The 17,267-nt window shown below is 39.0% G+C and carries 14 protein-coding genes; 4 read left to right on the plus strand and 10 right to left on the minus strand.

Going from position 1 to position 17,267, the window contains the following annotated elements:
* Positions 1-141: 141 nt before the first annotated feature.
* Complete coding sequence (locus T3H97_RS22125) at positions 142-1,197, minus strand: radical SAM/SPASM domain-containing protein (protein WP_165179305.1); 1,056 nt, start codon at positions 1,195-1,197, stop codon at positions 142-144.
* A 25-nt stretch (positions 1,198-1,222) separates the two neighbouring features.
* Positions 1,223-2,455 carry a radical SAM/SPASM domain-containing protein gene (locus T3H97_RS22130; RefSeq protein ID WP_328800891.1) on the minus strand — a complete coding sequence of 411 codons (1,233 nt, stop codon included), beginning with the start codon at positions 2,453-2,455 and terminating at the stop codon, positions 1,223-1,225.
* Between the two features lie 326 nt (positions 2,456-2,781).
* On the opposite strand from T3H97_RS22130, the gene T3H97_RS22135 reads away from it, so the two are divergent.
* Together T3H97_RS22135 and T3H97_RS22140 are read left to right on the plus strand one after the other, a co-directional pair.
* On the plus strand, positions 2,782-3,741 hold the full coding sequence (locus T3H97_RS22135; RefSeq protein WP_328800892.1) for an ABC transporter ATP-binding protein: 960 nt from the start codon (positions 2,782-2,784) through the stop codon (positions 3,739-3,741).
* A 1-nt stretch (position 3,742) separates the two neighbouring features.
* Complete coding sequence (locus T3H97_RS22140; protein ID WP_165179302.1) at positions 3,743-4,363, plus strand: ATP-binding cassette domain-containing protein; 621 nt, start codon at positions 3,743-3,745, stop codon at positions 4,361-4,363.
* A gap of 40 nt (positions 4,364-4,403) precedes the next feature.
* On the opposite strand, the gene T3H97_RS22145 is transcribed toward T3H97_RS22140, so the two are convergent.
* The 3 genes from T3H97_RS22145 to T3H97_RS22155 form a co-directional block, all read right to left on the minus strand.
* Complete coding sequence (locus T3H97_RS22145) at positions 4,404-5,723, minus strand: sensor histidine kinase (protein ID WP_165179301.1); 1,320 nt, start codon at positions 5,721-5,723, stop codon at positions 4,404-4,406.
* Complete coding sequence (locus T3H97_RS22150; protein ID WP_165179300.1) at positions 5,724-6,458, minus strand: LytR/AlgR family response regulator transcription factor; 735 nt, start codon at positions 6,456-6,458, stop codon at positions 5,724-5,726.
* A 323-nt stretch (positions 6,459-6,781) separates the two neighbouring features.
* Positions 6,782-7,804: a S8 family serine peptidase gene (locus tag T3H97_RS22155; RefSeq protein ID WP_328800893.1), complete on the minus strand. Its 1,023-nt coding sequence runs from the start codon at positions 7,802-7,804 to the stop codon at positions 6,782-6,784.
* A 416-nt stretch (positions 7,805-8,220) separates the two neighbouring features.
* On the opposite strand from T3H97_RS22155, the gene T3H97_RS22160 reads away from it, so the two are divergent.
* Positions 8,221-8,730, plus strand: coding sequence for a DUF6568 family protein (locus T3H97_RS22160; RefSeq protein ID WP_328800894.1), 510 nt, complete (start codon positions 8,221-8,223; stop codon positions 8,728-8,730).
* A gap of 104 nt (positions 8,731-8,834) precedes the next feature.
* Here T3H97_RS22160 and T3H97_RS22165 read toward each other — a convergent pair whose 3' ends face one another.
* The gene (locus tag T3H97_RS22165) at positions 8,835-9,368 is read right to left on the minus strand and encodes a GNAT family N-acetyltransferase (RefSeq protein WP_328800895.1); all 534 of its coding nucleotides are present in this window, start codon (positions 9,366-9,368) and stop codon (positions 8,835-8,837) included.
* Between the two features lie 238 nt (positions 9,369-9,606).
* On the opposite strand from T3H97_RS22165, the gene T3H97_RS22170 reads away from it, so the two are divergent.
* Entirely contained in the window at positions 9,607-10,578 is a 972-nt protein-coding gene (locus tag T3H97_RS22170) for a ring-cleaving dioxygenase (protein ID WP_104495608.1), read from the plus strand.
* 88 nt (positions 10,579-10,666) lie between these two features.
* Here the strand turns inward: T3H97_RS22170 and T3H97_RS22175 are convergent, their stop codons facing one another.
* From T3H97_RS22175 to T3H97_RS22190, 4 genes are all read right to left on the minus strand, one after another.
* On the minus strand, positions 10,667-12,364 hold the full coding sequence (locus T3H97_RS22175) for a M3 family oligoendopeptidase (protein ID WP_328800896.1): 1,698 nt from the start codon (positions 12,362-12,364) through the stop codon (positions 10,667-10,669).
* Positions 12,365-12,601: 237 nt separating this feature from the next.
* Entirely contained in the window at positions 12,602-13,411 is an 810-nt protein-coding gene (thiD, locus tag T3H97_RS22180; protein WP_013312022.1) for a bifunctional hydroxymethylpyrimidine kinase/phosphomethylpyrimidine kinase, read from the minus strand.
* Positions 13,412-13,608: 197 nt separating this feature from the next.
* Positions 13,609-15,015, minus strand: a complete 1,407-nt coding sequence (locus tag T3H97_RS22185) for a DNA-binding protein (RefSeq protein WP_328800897.1) — start codon at positions 15,013-15,015, stop codon at positions 13,609-13,611.
* Between the two features lie 335 nt (positions 15,016-15,350).
* Positions 15,351-17,255 (minus strand): bifunctional 2',3'-cyclic-nucleotide 2'-phosphodiesterase/3'-nucleotidase, encoded by a 1,905-nt coding sequence (locus tag T3H97_RS22190; RefSeq protein ID WP_328800898.1) that lies wholly within the window; start codon positions 17,253-17,255, stop codon positions 15,351-15,353.
* Positions 17,256-17,267 lie beyond the last annotated feature (12 nt).

Raw genomic sequence — 17,267 nt, forward strand, 5'->3', positions numbered from 1 at the left:
GTGTGTATATTCTAAACTTCTGTCCTTTGATGGCCATGACAAAAATCCCCTTTAGAAAAATAGTGCCAGCTCACATCATACATGTGCTCTTTTAACACTCTCTACCCAAAGGGGATAATATCACCGTCCCCATCTGAGGAATCAGTGGGTAGAAAGAAGAAGCTCGAAGTTCTTTAATATATATTCATACTCCTTCACTATTGAATAGTGTATCCTTTGAGTTGCACAAAATACAGGTGATGATTCATAATAATTTCCAGTTTGGATTTTATTAATAATTTTACACATTTTGCTGCGACAATTATTATACATAGCACACTTTGTACAAGCTCCTTTGTTCTTTTGATTGATTACGTCTAAATTGGATAAACGTTGTTCAACTATATCGTAAAACACATCTCCCATGGAAAATTCTCCGTGTCCTACTGCAAGAATACATGGATAGATTTTTCCTTCACTGGAGATATGGAAGCTGTTATGACAGCCGTCACAGACCCCTCTTGGTCGGAAATGTTCGTTTTTGAAATTATATAAGAAGTACTGTGCTTTGGTAAGATTGTTATTCACCATATATGAAAATATTTCGTTAAGATTCTTTTGATAAACTTTCATAAGTTCTTTATTCCAATTTGGATCACTTTCATCTAGTGCAAAGCTGACAATCGGATACCCTTTTTCAAAAAGAAAAATATAATTATCAGCAAAATATGAAACATTATTAGGTGTAACGGTCATTCTTACTCGGAAAAAATGTGATTGATGATTAATGTAATCAAGGGTTTCAATCACTCTATTGAAACTTCCTTTTCCATTTCTGTATACTCTATTGATATCGTTACTTTCCTGCTTCCCATCCAAACTAACTGTTAATTGGATATTTTCAGAAACATAATCAATCATTTCTTGGTTATAAATGGTTCCATTTGTCGTCATTGTAAAAGAAATATCGCCATGAATTTTTTGCTTTAATTCTTCTACAAGATAATGAATGATCGGATAATTAAGTAATGGTTCACCCCCATGTAATGCTATGCGTATTTTATCTTTATGATCCAAAGGATTTGCAGCAAGCTTTTTTTCCGTAAAATCAATAGCCTTTGTAGCCGTTTCCCTACTCATCGTTTTCGGGGCTTTACTAACATAACAATATTTACATTTCAAGTTACAATCCTCAGTTACCCAATATGTGAAGTTCATGGCATTACTCTCCTTAAATAAAGATTTAGCTATTCCAAACTAGTTCTTGAAGTTGTTTCTTTTGTGTTTGACAAATGGTATCGAACAACTCTTGGTTTTGATGCAAATAGTAGATGTTGCTAATGCAGTGATGGCAAAATAAATTAACGTTGCAGTTCTTACAGGGTTCAAATTCCCATGGTCTTACACATCCGATTTTATTGTGATCTGCTTTTTGATTGCCTTTAGCTATTAATTCAATTAAATTATCATCAAATACATTTCCTAAAACAAAATCATCAGAATCCATCAACCCTCCACAAGGATAAATGTTCCCATTTCCTCCAATAAATAATTCCCTTTTTCCTGGTGAACAAAGTCGACAGGTAACATCTTGAGAGGTCAGATCATCTACAAATGGCTTTTCGGGAAAAATCTCTTCACTATTCTCTCCTGCCCTTCCAGCGGATGTTAAGATTCTTACAATAGGTTTAACACCTAATTTTTCACACAAATCAAGGAATTTATCTTCACCTCCATCAAAAGTATATTTTGTAATAACCATTGATAATGCGATTTTTTTTAGCCCTTTACTTTGCATTAGTTTTATACTTTTTATAACTCTACTAAAAACACCTTTGCCTCTAACTTGATCGCAAGTTTCTTCATCATAACCGTCCAGACTAAGGGAAACATTATCTACATACCTAATCAATTGTTCCACATTTTTTGGGGTTATAAAAAGGCCATTGGTAGAGAGCAAAATGGCTCCGTTGAATGTTTGTTTTATGTACGCCAAAAGCTCCATGATATCTAATCGCATCATAGGCTCTCCACCCGTAACATTGATGGCTTGGGGTTTAAGTACGACGATCTGATCAATGATTTCTTTCACTTTTTCAGTTGTTAGTGCATCGGTAAAATGAGCATCCGCTGAAGCGCTGCAATGTTTACAGTGTAAATTACATCTATTTGTTAATCCTAGATAAACAACATCTAAGACCTCCTCATGAATATTTGTTAATTGTTCTTCGGTTAGAATACATTTGATATTTACTAATTCATAAAAGAGACTTGTTAAATTATGAATAACGTCAGCATGTCGGGAAATTTTGGTAGAATTTAATAATGATTCAATTTCCCCTTTATTAACCATATCCTTCAGCACAAGATAATAAGATTTAGAGGTTTTCAAAAAAGCTCCTGATTTTGTATTCGCGATAATGACTTGATGATTATGAAACAGTTCACGTGAGTAAGGATTTAAAACATATACCATGATTTTTTCTCCTCTCATACATCCCAAATTCATTTTCCATTCTATTAAATAGATCATGAATTGTTCTGATATTTACTGTTATGTCATAATCTAATGTTTTGATGCCATAAATTGATAATAATTAGAGTTAAATAGAAATGGATTTTTTAGAGTATCTGAGGGGGTGAGAGAAAGTTACGCTACATCCGTAAAAAACGTATACATAGATGTATTTCACGACATTAAAGAGGTCATTTATACCATAAATATAATTATTAGATATTCAATAGTAGAATGAGAAGTAGCTTTTTTTATATATTTGTATCAGAAGGGCGGAATGGAAATTTATGCTTAGAAAATATAATTGGATTTTTAAAGAAGTTCATAAATTTTATCTTTTTATTGTACTTATTTTAGTTTTTCAAGCTTTAGATACAATACTTAGCATGATAATTCCCCAATACATAAGTAAAATTGTTGACTCTGGGTTAATATCCAAAGATCTCTCCTTAATTGTGAAGTTTATAGGAATAGCAACAGGCTTATTTATTCTATCTCACCTATGCAGTTTACTTTGTGAATTCATTTTTGCCGAATTAGGTAAAAGAATCTCTTATGCTATGAAAAAAAAGTTGTTAGAAAAGTTTTTTGTTTTGCCAGGTGAGACCATTACTTCAAACAACGATAAGCTATTTTCCCTGTTTATTAACGACATCGGAATCATCGAAAGATTAGTATCCCACGGTATCCCTATGTTAATATCAAACTTACTTTTTCTAATTGTTATTTGTATTGTATTGCTTTTTTTCAACTACAAATTATTTACACTTGTATTTTTAATCATGCTTTTAACAATGATTAGTCAAATATTCTTTAATAAAAGAATTACTCAAAAGACAAAAGCAGTCATGAATGCTTATGATGACTCTATTTCTTATATTAGGCATACGCTTGGAACACTTCTGTATTCTATTGGAATGGATATAAAAGACTATATTTTGGGAAAGTACATGCCTTTAGAGGAAAAGTCACTTGAAGCTTATAGACAGAGAAGCAATACAATTATCGTAGCTTCCACTGTCCCTTCTGTCATTACCTCTATTGGAAGTGTATTGCTTTTGGGGATGGGTACAATTTTAGTAATGAAAGGCCAAACAAGTATGGGAGTACTGACGGTATTTGTTTATTATTCAAATCAGATCATAAGTCCCATCAAAAGTGTTACAAACTATGTGGCCGCTTGGAAGCAGACAAAAGTATCAATCGAAAGAATCGAGTCTATTATAAGAGCTGAAGAGGTGAAATAAAATGGACATAGAATTTAAAAATGTAAGTTATAGCTATAACGGTTTGGAAAAAGCGCTATCCGATGTCTCGTTCTCTGTTCATGGAAATCATATTTTTTGCCTTTCAGGACGCAACGGGGCAGGAAAAAGCACACTATTAAAATTACTCACCAAGATTAATTGTAATTATACAGGTGATATCTTAGTGAACGAAAAGGAAATGAGAGAATGGAAACGTAAAGATATTATCAGCAAAATAGGCATTTGCTTCCAGGAACCCGTCATGTATGTAGATACGATCTTTAACAATATAACTTTGGGGCAACCGGGTATCCCCATGGAACAACTGAATTCATATATTGAATTATTGGATACCAAGAAATTTATCGAAGAAAGTAAAAAAGATCAAGTAATCGGTAAAAACTTTTCTTTATCAGGAGGACAGCAGCAATTAATTTCGATACTACGGAATATCTATACTAATAAAGAAGTATTAATTTTTGATGAACCCACTTCAAATTTAGATGGTGTTGTAAAAAAGAACTTTATTGATCTACTAGATGATCTAAAGTACAACCATACCATCATATTAATTACACATGATAGTGAACTAGGGAGTAAATATGAACAAATATTGTTGTAATGCAGGAGCAGGACGTAGCTGCATAAGCGTCTACGCCCTTTCACGAATTCGCTTCCTGTTCTAAGTCCCATAAAATAATATTGACGCAAAACCGGTCTCCCACGGTCCTTATATCCAGGATTCCTGAGTTTTCTTTTACAATCTGCTTGACACTTTTCAATCCAAAACCATGGTTTTCTTTATTCTTTTTATTACTTATAAAATTACTATTTACAAACACCGGATTAAACGTGTTGGAAATCTCTATATAAAGCTGCTTTTCATGATATTTTATTTTTATATCCATTATTTTCTTACCTTCAGTTACCTTGTCACAGCCCTCTATTGCATTATCCAGCAAATTACCAAATACAACGGCTATAATATTATTATTTAGAGAAAATTTTTCTGGAAGAAAACTATCAACGTTCACTACAATATTTTTTTTAGTAGCTAAATTTATTTTCTCGGTGAGTACGTAATTAAGCACATTGTTCGGTGAATATTTCTGAGTTTCAGTACATTTAATATCTGAGAGAATTTCTTCTATAAACCCCTCTGCTGCCTCTACGTTATTTTCCTTCAGCAATCCTTTTAAGGTCAACAATTCATTTCTCATATCATGCCTGATTCTCCGAATTTCTTTTTGCGATTTTTCCAGATTATCATAGTGAATATTTTCTGCTTTAAGATTGAAATTTAATAATTCCTGCTCTATCATTTCGCCGTACATTCGGCTTAATTGTTCATAAATAATTAACATGATGATATTGATTGATAAAACACCAATCATAGAAATTACACTTAACCACTCATTTGGGTTCTTACCTGATCTTAAGATCAAATCAAAATGACTGCACGACAAGCAAAGAGTTATGATAGGAACTGCATACAAACACATGTATAAATAATGCAGAGTAGTTTCTCTTTGATAAACATCTATTTTAAAAAGTAAAGGAACCCATAAAAAAAAGAAAAATTTACTGATTTCTGAGAGGAGAGCACCCGCTTCGTAATAATAAGATACATTATCTGATGTAAGGAGTACATTTGGAAAACAAACATTCATGATGGCGTAACATACTCCTTCAGATAAGATTTCAATTGCAATTACAACTGTACCCCAACACAGTTTTGTTGTTATATGATTTTTCGGGTAAAAACAAAGTACAGTGAACACTGGAACAACATTTAGCATAACATCAAATGTTGTTTTTAAAAAGTACATACCGACTACTGTCAGACCTATTAATGCAATCGTAAACAGCAAGATTTTCTCCGTCGAAAGTCCCTTTTTAGTAAATAAAACTTTATTCAGAAATCTACTTATAATGAAAATATCAAAAGAATTTAGTATAAAATCAAACATGGCTCTTTCCAATTAGAATCTCTTCCTCATATAATTCATCATTTTTTGTTTAAAATCTTTTTTATACTTTCTACTGATCGGTAGTTCCAAATAAGTGTCCTGAATTTCGCCATTTACAATCCGTTTCATCATAATATTTTCGCATTTTATTCCTACAACGTATTTCAGGTTAATGATATACGAAGCATGAATCTGAGTGAAAGCCATCGGATCGAGTTGAGCAAGAATTTGTGAAGTTGTCTGATTACACTTATATTCTTTTGTTTCTGTATAAATATGAGCAGCCCTTCCACTTTTCTCAAAGTACATAATTTCATCTTCGTTTATAATGAGCTTATTTCGTTCATAGCTAAACTCAAAATAACTATGTGAACTATGCAAATAGTGATCAGCTCTTTGAAGAACCTCAAAAAGGGTTTCTTTATTCACAGGTTTCAGTATGTAATCAAAGGTTTGTACTTTAAATACATCTGGCATGTATTCGTCATAATTGGTTATAAAGATAATTACAGCTTTATTGTCAAACTCTCTTACTTTTTTGGCTAAACTAATGCCATCCATATCCGCCATCTCAATATCAAGCAGATAAATATTGTATTCAGTTTTATTCTTAGCTACATATTGCAGCAACTTTTGCCCACTTCCAAAAGTATCTACTTCTACTTTAGTAAAGGGATATTCTAACGTAAACCTCTCCACCCGGGCCAGTTCTACATTTGTATCATCACACAGAGCAATGTTTAACATCCAATCACATCCCTACATACATTAATTATTCTTAATTGTAAAGTATCGTGTATAAGTTAACCCATGAACTTCACATCAATGAATTAATTCTCAGTTGCAAGGAACATATGATTTCCGGTCATGCCCAGCACAATTCCAATCCCCTCTTTGCTGGGTTTATTATGTAGTTTCAAAGTTTACCTTATTTATTATAGATCGCTTACTAATTACATATATAGTATACCATTTCAAGTTTTCTATAATCAAATCTTTTTTCTAAATAAATACATTTTTATATTTTTATTTAAATACTAAAAATATAGATTTCAAACAGCTTAATTTGATTAAATACCTAGCTCCTCCAAGTACTTCAACAATGCTGCAAGAGAACATACATTTAATATATGTATATTGTGATAATCGTTTAAGGTATGATCCAACTCTTTTTCTAAGCTACTCCAAAAATCATCAAAATTATTAAAAGTTATTCCCGTCAACTCAGAAATAAAAGGAACTTTATTTAAAGAATGGATGTCAATTTCAAGATTAGTGGTTTCATAAATCGCTTTTTTTATAGACCTGCCAAATTTTTTTACTAAGTTACTATAAATGTCAGCATCAAGGATAGGTTTAAATTCAGGTACTGTCACCTCATATTCCAAAGCACTGCGTTCAAGAATATCATTAACCTCTGAAAACGTGATATCTTTATTATAAATGTCAGAGTTCTTCACCTCAGAAGAGATCAGTTGCATACTTCTCCCCACACAAAGAGCATTCGCTTTAGAAGTCCCTTTAAAAAAGGTAAACCGTTCGGCAAGTGTATAGACAAAAATTGGGGCATCATCAAATACAGCTTGAATTTCTTTGTTTTTTGAATATAAAAATGGTTCAATTAAACAAAACATTTTTCCATTTACACCAATGACAGTAGGCAGACTAGCTGGATAACTACTCTGACTACCATTTTTTACAGATACAAAAATAAGTTTATTTTGATCTACTAACTGCTGTGTAATTTGGCTAAGTTGCTGATAGTATCCTTCTGAAGTAACCGAAATGCTTATGCATATATATTTAATGTTCAGATTAAGGCATTTCTTCAACGCCACCTGCAAGAGTCTAGTACTCGTTTTCCCTTCTTCATTTGCTATTTTTATGATGTAAAATTGAGCCTCATTAAAAACTTGCACAATCGTATCTGCCACAGAAGTTCCATGCCCATGGTCATCCTGAAAATCATTATCCTCGATAATTTCGTTTCCTGAATATTGAAATCTCACTCCATCTATAACATGTTTACTTAAGCTACGATTCATCATGTCCATTCCAGTATCAATTATGACTACTTGTTTGTTGTTAAACATAGTCTTCACCTATCCTATCAAATTTGTAGAATGCTATATATAAATTAGCACTTTAGTTTGATATAGAATGTGTAAGTGATAAAATAACCAATTTCATGCTATAAAAAGCAAATTTTCGATAAAAATGTATTAAAAATTCAATGCTGACCATTTATAATTACGAGTTACTAGAGTATTCAGCAATACGCAAAATGACACAATATGCGCTGATTATTACAGTAATATTTCTACATAGATCAACTGTAGTAACCTTATTCATAGATTAACTACAGCTTAAGAATACAGGCTATCTGGAAGCAATTAATCTCAATAGTCTGTTAAGGCTTCGTATAAATATTTTAAGAAGGTGATAATCAAAATAATATTATATGTCCGTAAAATTAGTATCAGGCAAAAAATTAATTTGGAGGTTTCTTATGATAAAAAACCGAAAATTTCTACCGTTCAAAATAGCTTTTATATTCTGTATGTGTTTGACAAGTTTTTTCATTGCTAATGATACTAACTATGCTGCAGAACATAATAATTTTACGACTATAGAACAAAATGAAAATAATCCGACTGTTGAAGAATACGAGAATAATGTAAAAGATTTACCTAGACTTAATGCGAATGAAACCATGGACAAATTCAACTCGGGAGAAGGTTTTTACTTTTATATTGGTAGACCTAGCTGCTCCTATTGTCGTGAATTCTCTCCCATTTTAAAAGAATTTTCTACGCGGATATCACAACCCATCTATTACTACAATATGGATGGTGGGGACTGGGGACCAGTCACTTGGCAATTTCTTAGAGATCACATAAATCTTCAAGGCACTCCAACATTAGCATATATTAAAGATGGAAAAGTCGTTGCCCAACAAGTTGGTATTGGACCAAATGCAGATGAATTGCTAACTATTTTTGCCGATTGCCCTCAGTAACCTTTCACATTTTAAATAATCGATCCAAATCATTGAAACTTTGACTCGCAAGATGGGATTCTTTGAAAAAAGCGTCCTTCTTGCGAGTCTTCTATACTTTATTTTTAATCACAGTTCCACTCTTCCCGTAAAAGCCCCATTCGGATCGAATCATAATACTCTCCATTATAATATCTGCACTTTCGAAGCCTGGCTTCGAGGGTCATGCCCAGCTTCTCCCCCACCTTCATCATCCGATGGTTTCCTGACCATGTTGTAAAGCCCACTCTCACTAGAGGTAATGTATTAAACAAATGTGTGATCCATAGTCGAAGCGCCCTCGTACCATACCCACCGCTCCAATACTGTGAATCAAAGATACCTATCCCCATTTCAAGCCATTGTGAAGGCTGATGCTCCCAGTAGTAGCTCACTGACCCAATGACCTTGCCTTCCACTTCAATGATCCAAAAGTCATCTTGTCCGATTCGCTTTTCCTTCTCTTTTAAATAATCATCAAAAGAAAGTGGCTTATGTTCATAGTAGGGTGCATCCCACTGCTTCCATTCCGGTGCTTCTTCCTTAAAAGTTAACGTCCAAAGGGCATGTAGATCTTCTTCTGTAACAGGCCTAATCGTTAAATCCTTATCCGTATACATCGAGTGCACTCCTTTTATAATAAAATTCATTCTATCTACTGGGCTTTATTGTATCTGCTTTTGCATTATTTCGAATTTCTATTTTTGTCCGTCTTTGAAGCAAGATCGCAATTCAAGTTGACAAAAAATCAAAAATGATATATCTTAATATCAAGATAATAAATATAAAGAAAAGTTTTTCGACTGATTATTTTGTTTAGAAAAACCTAATCATATAAAAACCAAGGAGGATAATGACATGAAACTATTAGGATTGCATCACGTTTCGGCGATTACAGCGGCAGCGGCTAAAAATGTTGATTTTTATACTCAGGTAATGGGACTTCGGTTGATCAAGAAAACGGTGAACCAGGACGATGTTAGTGTGTATCACCTTTTTTACGGAGATGAGCGTGGAACTGCGGGTACGGAAGTCACTTTCTTTGAAATTCCACATGCCGGACAAACTCGTACAGGAAATAACAGCATTTCAGCGCTCTCCCTACGGGTACCGAACGACAAGGCACTGGATTACTGGAAAAACCGCTTCGAGCAACTGGATGTAAAGCATGGTGAAATTACGGATCAAGCGGGACGCCTGGCACTTTCGTTTGAGGATTTTGAAGGACAACGCTTCTTCCTCGTTTCAGATGAGCATGATCACGGAATGCGCGGCGGCACGCCTTGGGAGAAAAGCCCTGTCCCTGCCGAATACGGCATTGTAGGACTTGGGCCGGTTCATCTGACCATTCCCAAAGCGGAGAATACCATTCTTATTCTTGAACAGGTTATGGGCTTCCGCAAAAAAGGCTCCTACCCTTCCCCTGTTGCTGGACAACCGGATGTGGTCATCTATGAAACGGGTGAAGGCGGTACAGGAACTGAGGTGCATCTGGAAGAGCGCAACGATCTGCCACAAGAGCGACCAGGACGCGGCAGTGTGCACCATGTAGCCTTCCGTGTTGAAACCGAGGAAGAGCTCAAACAGTGGGTAGAGCGTATTGGTCAGCTGCAAATTTCCAACTCAGGCTTTGTAGATCGCTTTTACTTCCGTTCATTGTATTTCCGTGAGCCGAACGGCATTCTGTTTGAATTGGCAACCGATGGACCCGGCTTTGATACGGATGAAGAACTCGAGTTTCTGGGTGAATCGCTGGCGTTACCGCCATTTTTGGAATCGCGCCGCGCATCTATTGAAGCCAATCTCAAACCGCTTAACACCAAACATTAATTGAAGTTTCATTTACACAAAAGGGCATTCCGCTATCTGCAAGCTTTTCAGCTTTGACAGGTAAGCGAAATGCCCTTTTTAGTTATGCTTACAGCTTTTTATCATCCACACTGTTCAGCCATGCTTCGATTTCTCCGATTACAGAGGCGATACAGCCATCTTGGAACGGCGAGATTAGTCCAGCCAACTCAACCAATCCGGTAAAAGATCGACTTCCTCCGGCACGGCATAGCTTCAAATAATCTTCCCACGCAGCTGTCCGATCGATACTCATGCGTTTCCAGAATTGGAACGCGCACAGTTGCGCGAGTGTATAGTCAATATAGTAGAACGGGGATTGAAAAATATGACCCTGTTTGTGCCAAAACCCGCCCTGCTCCAGATACTCGTTGCCTTCATAATCCAGATGCGGTTTATACTTACGTTCAATGGAGCGCCATGCGCTTTTACGTTCGGCTGGGGTCCAGTCTGGATGTTCGTATACGGCATGCTGGAATTCGTCCACGGCTACGCCGTAAGGCACGAACAGCAACGACGAGGATAGATGTTCAAAATGATATTTGTCCGTATCTTCTTCGAAGAACAGATTCATCCAAGGCCATGCGAAAAACTCCATGCTCATAGAGTGGATCTCAGCCGCCTCCATAGTTGGCCAATGGTACTCAGGAATTTCAAAATGTCGGCTTTCATAGACCTGGAAGGCATGACCTGCTTCATGCGTCAATACGTCGATATCACCGGATGTACCATTAAAATTGGAGAAAATAAACGGCGTGCCATATTCACTCAAAAATGTACAATAGCCTCCGCTTTGCTTGCCCTTTTTGCTGATCAAATCCATCAGTCCACGTTCGATCATAAAGCTGAAAAATTCATGTGTTTCCGCTGAAAGTTCCTCATACATACGTGCTCCATTACGAATGATCCACTCCGGGTCACCTTTAGGCGTAGGATTGCCTGACAGGAAGTTGAAGCCCTCGTCATAATAGCGAAGCTGATCTACTCCGATCCGTTCGCGCTGGCGCTCCTTCAACTTGGTTGCCAGAGGAACGATATGCTTCAGCACCTGCTCGCGGAAATTGGCTACCATTTCGGCATTGTAATCTGTACGTCCCAAGCGGGCATAACCCAATTCTACGAAGTTGTCATAGCCCAGCTTGTGTGCCATGCGCGTGCGTACTTTCACCAGTTCATCATAAATCCGGTCCAGCTCGTCCTCATGCTCACTCATAAATTGATATTTAGCCTCGGAGGCCTGTTTGCGCGTCTCCCGGTTGGTAGCCATTTCAAAAGGCAGGAGCTGCGACAATGTGCGTTCTTCTCCCTCAAACGGGATCTTTGCTGAAGCAATCAATTGAGCATATTCCGAGGTCAGCTTATTTTCCTGCTGTAAATCCTCAATAATATCCGGATGGAACGATTTGAGTGCTACCTCGGCAATACTGAAAAGCTGGCTGCCCCATTGACTCTCCAACTCGGTTCGGAATGGAGAATCCACCAATGCCCGGTAGTAATCGGTTACATACTCCTGAATAACCGGCATGAAATCATCAGCATACTCTTGCTCCGCTTTGTAAAAGGCGTCCTCCGTATTAATGGAGTGCCGAACTTCCACCAATTGCAATTGTGTTTCCACATTACTGCGCAGCTTGTTAATCGCATGAATCACTTCATTTTGACGTTCTACGCTGTCTGCTTCACGAAACTGGTGCAACAGCGTTTTAAACCGCTGTTCAATTTCAGGTTGCTCTGGTCGACTGTAAGCCATTTGGCTGAATAATGTCATTGCTTCGGTTCCTCCTTAAATGTAATAAATCTGATGCTTATTATACAGTACGATTAGACCAAACTGGAAGCTGCAATTCCAAAAAAATACAACCTCAAAAGCCGCAATACTATGTATTGCGGCTTTTAAGCCTCATCTAACTCTATATATCAAAAAAGTCATGATCTAAAACAATCTAATATATATTCAGACTGATGGAGATTTATAAGTCTTTCTAAGATCGCAGACCTTCATGCTTTATTGATTTTGCAAACGATGTGCCGCATGCAGGGTCGGACCGACGAATTCATTCAGCTTGAAGCTACCTTCAATGGCCTGTGTAATAAATCTCTTGGCCTGATCCACTGCTTCACGTACAGTCAGCCCTTGAGCCAAACCAGCCGTTACCGCTGCCGAAGTGGTGCAGCCTGCACCGTGGGTAAAGTTTGTTTTTACAACATCGGCTTCAAACCAGTCAAAAGTGATTCCGTCATATAGCAGATCCATCGCTTTACCTGCGCGAATTTTGCCACGGTCCTTGATCAGTACATGCTTAGCTCCACGCTCATGGATAATCGCAGCCGCTTCCTGCATCTGCTCCAGTGTCGTGATTGGTCCATTCTTCGCCAGTTGCGAAGCCTCGAACAAGTTCGGTGTTACCAGGTCAGCGCCAGGAATCAACAATTCCAGCATCGCCTCTGTATTTTCCGGCTGAAGCACTTCGTCCGTGCCTTTGCAGACCATAACCGGGTCAATTACGATCCGCTTCAGATCATGCTTTTTCAAATGGCTGGCTACCAGCTCGATAATTTCAACGGAACCAAGCATACCGGTTTTCATCGCATCAAAACCGATACCTTCCAATACAGTACGCAGCTGCGCTTCTACCACATCCAACGCAACAGGATATACAAGATGATCCCAGGTTTTAGGACCCATCGCTACTACGGTTGTCAATACGGTCATGCCATATACGCCAAGCTCCTGAAAGGTTTTCAGGTCTGCCTGAATACCCGCTCCACCGCTTGTGTCGGAGCCGGCTATCGTTAATGTTTTGGGAATCGTCATTTGTACATGCTCTCCTTCACTTTCTGTGCTGCATTTATCCTAATCCCGCTTGCGAAACTTGTCAACGCGCAAAACGGTCCTCTCTATGCTAAAAGTCACAAGCGACAGCAGCAGCTAAAAAACGAGAACATCTCCTTTTGAAACGGGAACATCCTCGCAATAACGTGTTATATGAAGAATTCGAATAAAATTTGGAATTATAAATACCCACCGGTACTGTGATCATAGGCATGATTCTTTTCATTTGCACGTACGCCCAGGCACAGACTCTGATACAACTGCTGCTGTTCCGGTGTAGCAAAATTCCGGTGTTGCTCAAATAACGCCATACAACCAATGATATGTTCGGTATAGCTATTATCGACAGACAGTTGCAAGCAATGCAGGGTTTGTCCCACTCCCTCGGGGTAATCGCCTTTTCGAAAATAATATTCCGCATACACCTTACAAAAGGATGCAAAGCGAAATGCATTAAAGTGCTTGCGATAATGAGTGTCCCATCGTTCCGGCGCAAGCTCCCAGAAGCTCTTGAGTTGCTGACTAAACAGTCCCAGTTCGGCATCCACGAAATAACCGAACCGGTTCGCCGATTCGAGCAAGGTGTTCAAGCCTTCCAGTGTCTCATCAGGATGCTCACGCAGGTAAGTAATATATTCATAGATTGCAGAAGTGTTGCCCATTTTAATTTCAATACAAAGTCGGTTGCCCTGTGCATATACACGATGTAGGTTGACCACTTTCCAGCCTTCTTCGTCTAAACCCTCGAACCAGCTCAAATCTGCATAACCTTCAATCCATTGCTTGGACTCCTCATATCTGCCCTGAAACTCATAGCAGCTGGCCTTGAGCAGATGCCCCTGAGCATAGTAATAAACGAGCGGCTTAAGCAGCTCCAGGTGCTCATCTCCAAAACGGTTCCGATTGCGATACAATGCCTGCGCCAGCTCTCTTAGCTCGTCCGCATACATTTCCATCTCGGACCATTGCATTTTTAAAGCAAACACTTGAGATAGCATATGTAAGCCTTCCAGTGCGTAAATTTCCGGTAGACGACTACGGTACAAATGGAATTGTACAGCAGCCTTCAAGTTCCGTTGGTTATCCTTAATCTGAATCTGGAATATACGGAAATAGCTGATCGCCAACCGTTCAGAGTGGGTATACTTCTCACTCTCGATAACACAATCATACAGAAGCATGGCGGCTTCATGTCTGCCATCCTCAAACATCGCTTCTGCGGTCTCAAAAATAGCAGGAACGTTCGATAAATCGTCCATCAAATAGCCAAGTATACTGCGTATACACTCCAGTTTGTTCAACTCTGAGCAACGCAGAAGAAACGGACGCAACCTCCTCCAGTGTGGTAAGGAATGAATAAAACATTCATCCACATACATCTCGAACAAAGATCCTTCTTCCAATCCCATGGCCTCGGTAATCAGATCAAGCTGATTGACTGAGATAGGCCGTGGTGGGTTCCGATTAAGTATACCGCTAAGTGTACCCGGATTTACCTTGGAAGCATCTGCAAAACATTGCATTGAAATGCCTTCACTTTGAATATACTTTTCTATTTCTGCGCGGATCGTGGTGTTTTTTTCCAAAGGGACACCCCCTCAAACGAATGATGGTGACTTTTTCATTACCTTTTAAACCAAAATTTGTTTAATCAAAGTATATGTCTATTTATACGAGAGGTCAATAACTTTAAACACGACTCAGGACATATAAAATCACGAATTTTGTACGATTTTAAAACTGTTTTATGAAAAAAGACCGTCCTCTGCGGGACAGTCTATTTCTATTATTTTGATGCTGTGGACTTATAGGACAAAAACTAAATAGCTTTGTTCACTGTCATGGTAGCTTAGCCACTGCCCCAGGCTGCATTTCAGCCTAACCATTGGTAATAAAACGAAGCAGTACAACAGTTCTACCGTTAACGTCCGAAATCGATGGCAAACTTAGCGTATCCCTCTACCGTTAACCCTTCATAAAGCAACTCCGAATAGGCGTTAGCGGCATCCGTTGCTTGCGGCGAGGTCAGGAACGTCACATGCGGACGCCCTGACCATGGGGCGAGGGACCAATGGCCGTCAGCTTTTGGCGTCAACGTCTTCATATGCCGCACGTATTCGGTCAGCACATGACGGTTCTCATCCGGTGAAGCAAGTATAATTCGCTCTCCACCCGGATTGACCAGCGCAGAGGAAAACGCGCGATAGTTATTCGTAACAACCAGATAATTTCGCTGCATATCCATCGGTTCGCCATCAAAAGACATCTGAATGATTCTGTGTGCATCCGGGTCCTTTAGGCCCCCGTCAGCATCATATCTGGCTGGCTGTGTTATATCAATCTGATACTTGATGCCGTCGATGATATCGAAATTAAAGCTTGGAAAATCAGAATTAATCAGCTCTTGCTCTTGTTCTGCTGAAGGATCGATTTGTCGGAATTGACCAGCAGACCACTCCAGCCATTCCCGAATTTCCGTTCCGGTCAGTCGAACGACATGCAGCGTATTCGGAAAATTGTACAGATCGGCGATATGCTTGATCGCCAACGTCCCCGCCGGAATATCGGTATAGTACGTTGGGCCATATCTGCCGCCTGTTTTAAAAGGAGCTGCTGCCGACAGAACGGGCAATCCTTCGTACTCGCTCCCTTGCATCTGCTGCTTCGCATACCACATTTGCGCATCATTCACGAGCTGAACCGAAGCATCATCCATCACCTGAGCAAAAAAGCTGTTCACCGCCACCGTCGTCTGACCTACAGGTGCACGAATATACTCCAGTGTTCCAGCGTGCTCTTCTGCTACCGACTGCTGAATGGCAGTATCCGGTTGTACTAGCGCCTCCTTGCGTATCGGATCATACACCGGTCGTACCTCGGCAGCAGATGCAACCAACTGCCACTTTCCTCCACTAAAGGTCAGCTCCAGATCAATGATACCCAGATGATCCCCCCAAAAGCCCGGCTCCACTGCTGGAATATCATGGATGGCACCTCGCTCTAGATCAACACCTGTTTTCCCCATAAACGAAGGTCCAGGGAATACTTTATGGGCATGACCAAACACAATGGCGTCGATCCCTTCCACCCTGCTCAGATGCAGCACCGCATTCTCCATATTAGGTGTTTCGGGAATATCTTCGAAGCCAGCATGGGGCATGGCAATGATCAGATCGGCTCCCGCCGCCTTCATTTGCGGAATAAACCGTCTTGCCGTTTCCAGCATATCTTTGACAATGATTTTTCCCTCCAGCCACGCCTTGTCCCATTGCATAATTTGCGGAGGGACAAAGCCGATGACCCCCACCTTCAATAGATGCTTACCGCCTGCTTCATCCTCTACCGTCTTATCCAGCAATAGATAAGGTGTAAAATAATTTCGTTCTTGTTCTCCTGCTATATAAATGTTGGCATTCACATAAGGAAATTTCGCTCCTTGAAGGCAAGTCTGCAAATATTCCAGTCCATAGTTAAATTCATGATTCCCGATATTGCCCACCTCGTACCCAAGCAGATTCATGGCTTTATAGGCGGGATGCACCGCGCTTGGGTCTTGCTGAAGACGTTGTACAGCATAATCCCCCATCGGATTCCCTTGAATCACATCTCCGTTATCCAGCAGCAGGTGATTGGGCACCTCTGCCCGGGCCGTTTGAATCAGGCTGGCAGTTTGCGCCAGACCATAATGCAACGTTTCCTGATCTGTATAATAATCATAATTCCACAAGCTGACATGCAGATCGGTTGTAACCATAATGCGGAACTTCATCCTCACAGGACCTACATTTTCATGGCCTGCCTTTTCGTTAATATCTAAAATATCCAATCTTGTTCTCTC

The sequence above is a fragment of the Paenibacillus sp. LX16 genome (genome assembly GCF_036252815.1).
Lineage (GTDB): Bacteria > Bacillota > Bacilli > Paenibacillales > Paenibacillaceae > Paenibacillus > Paenibacillus polymyxa_B.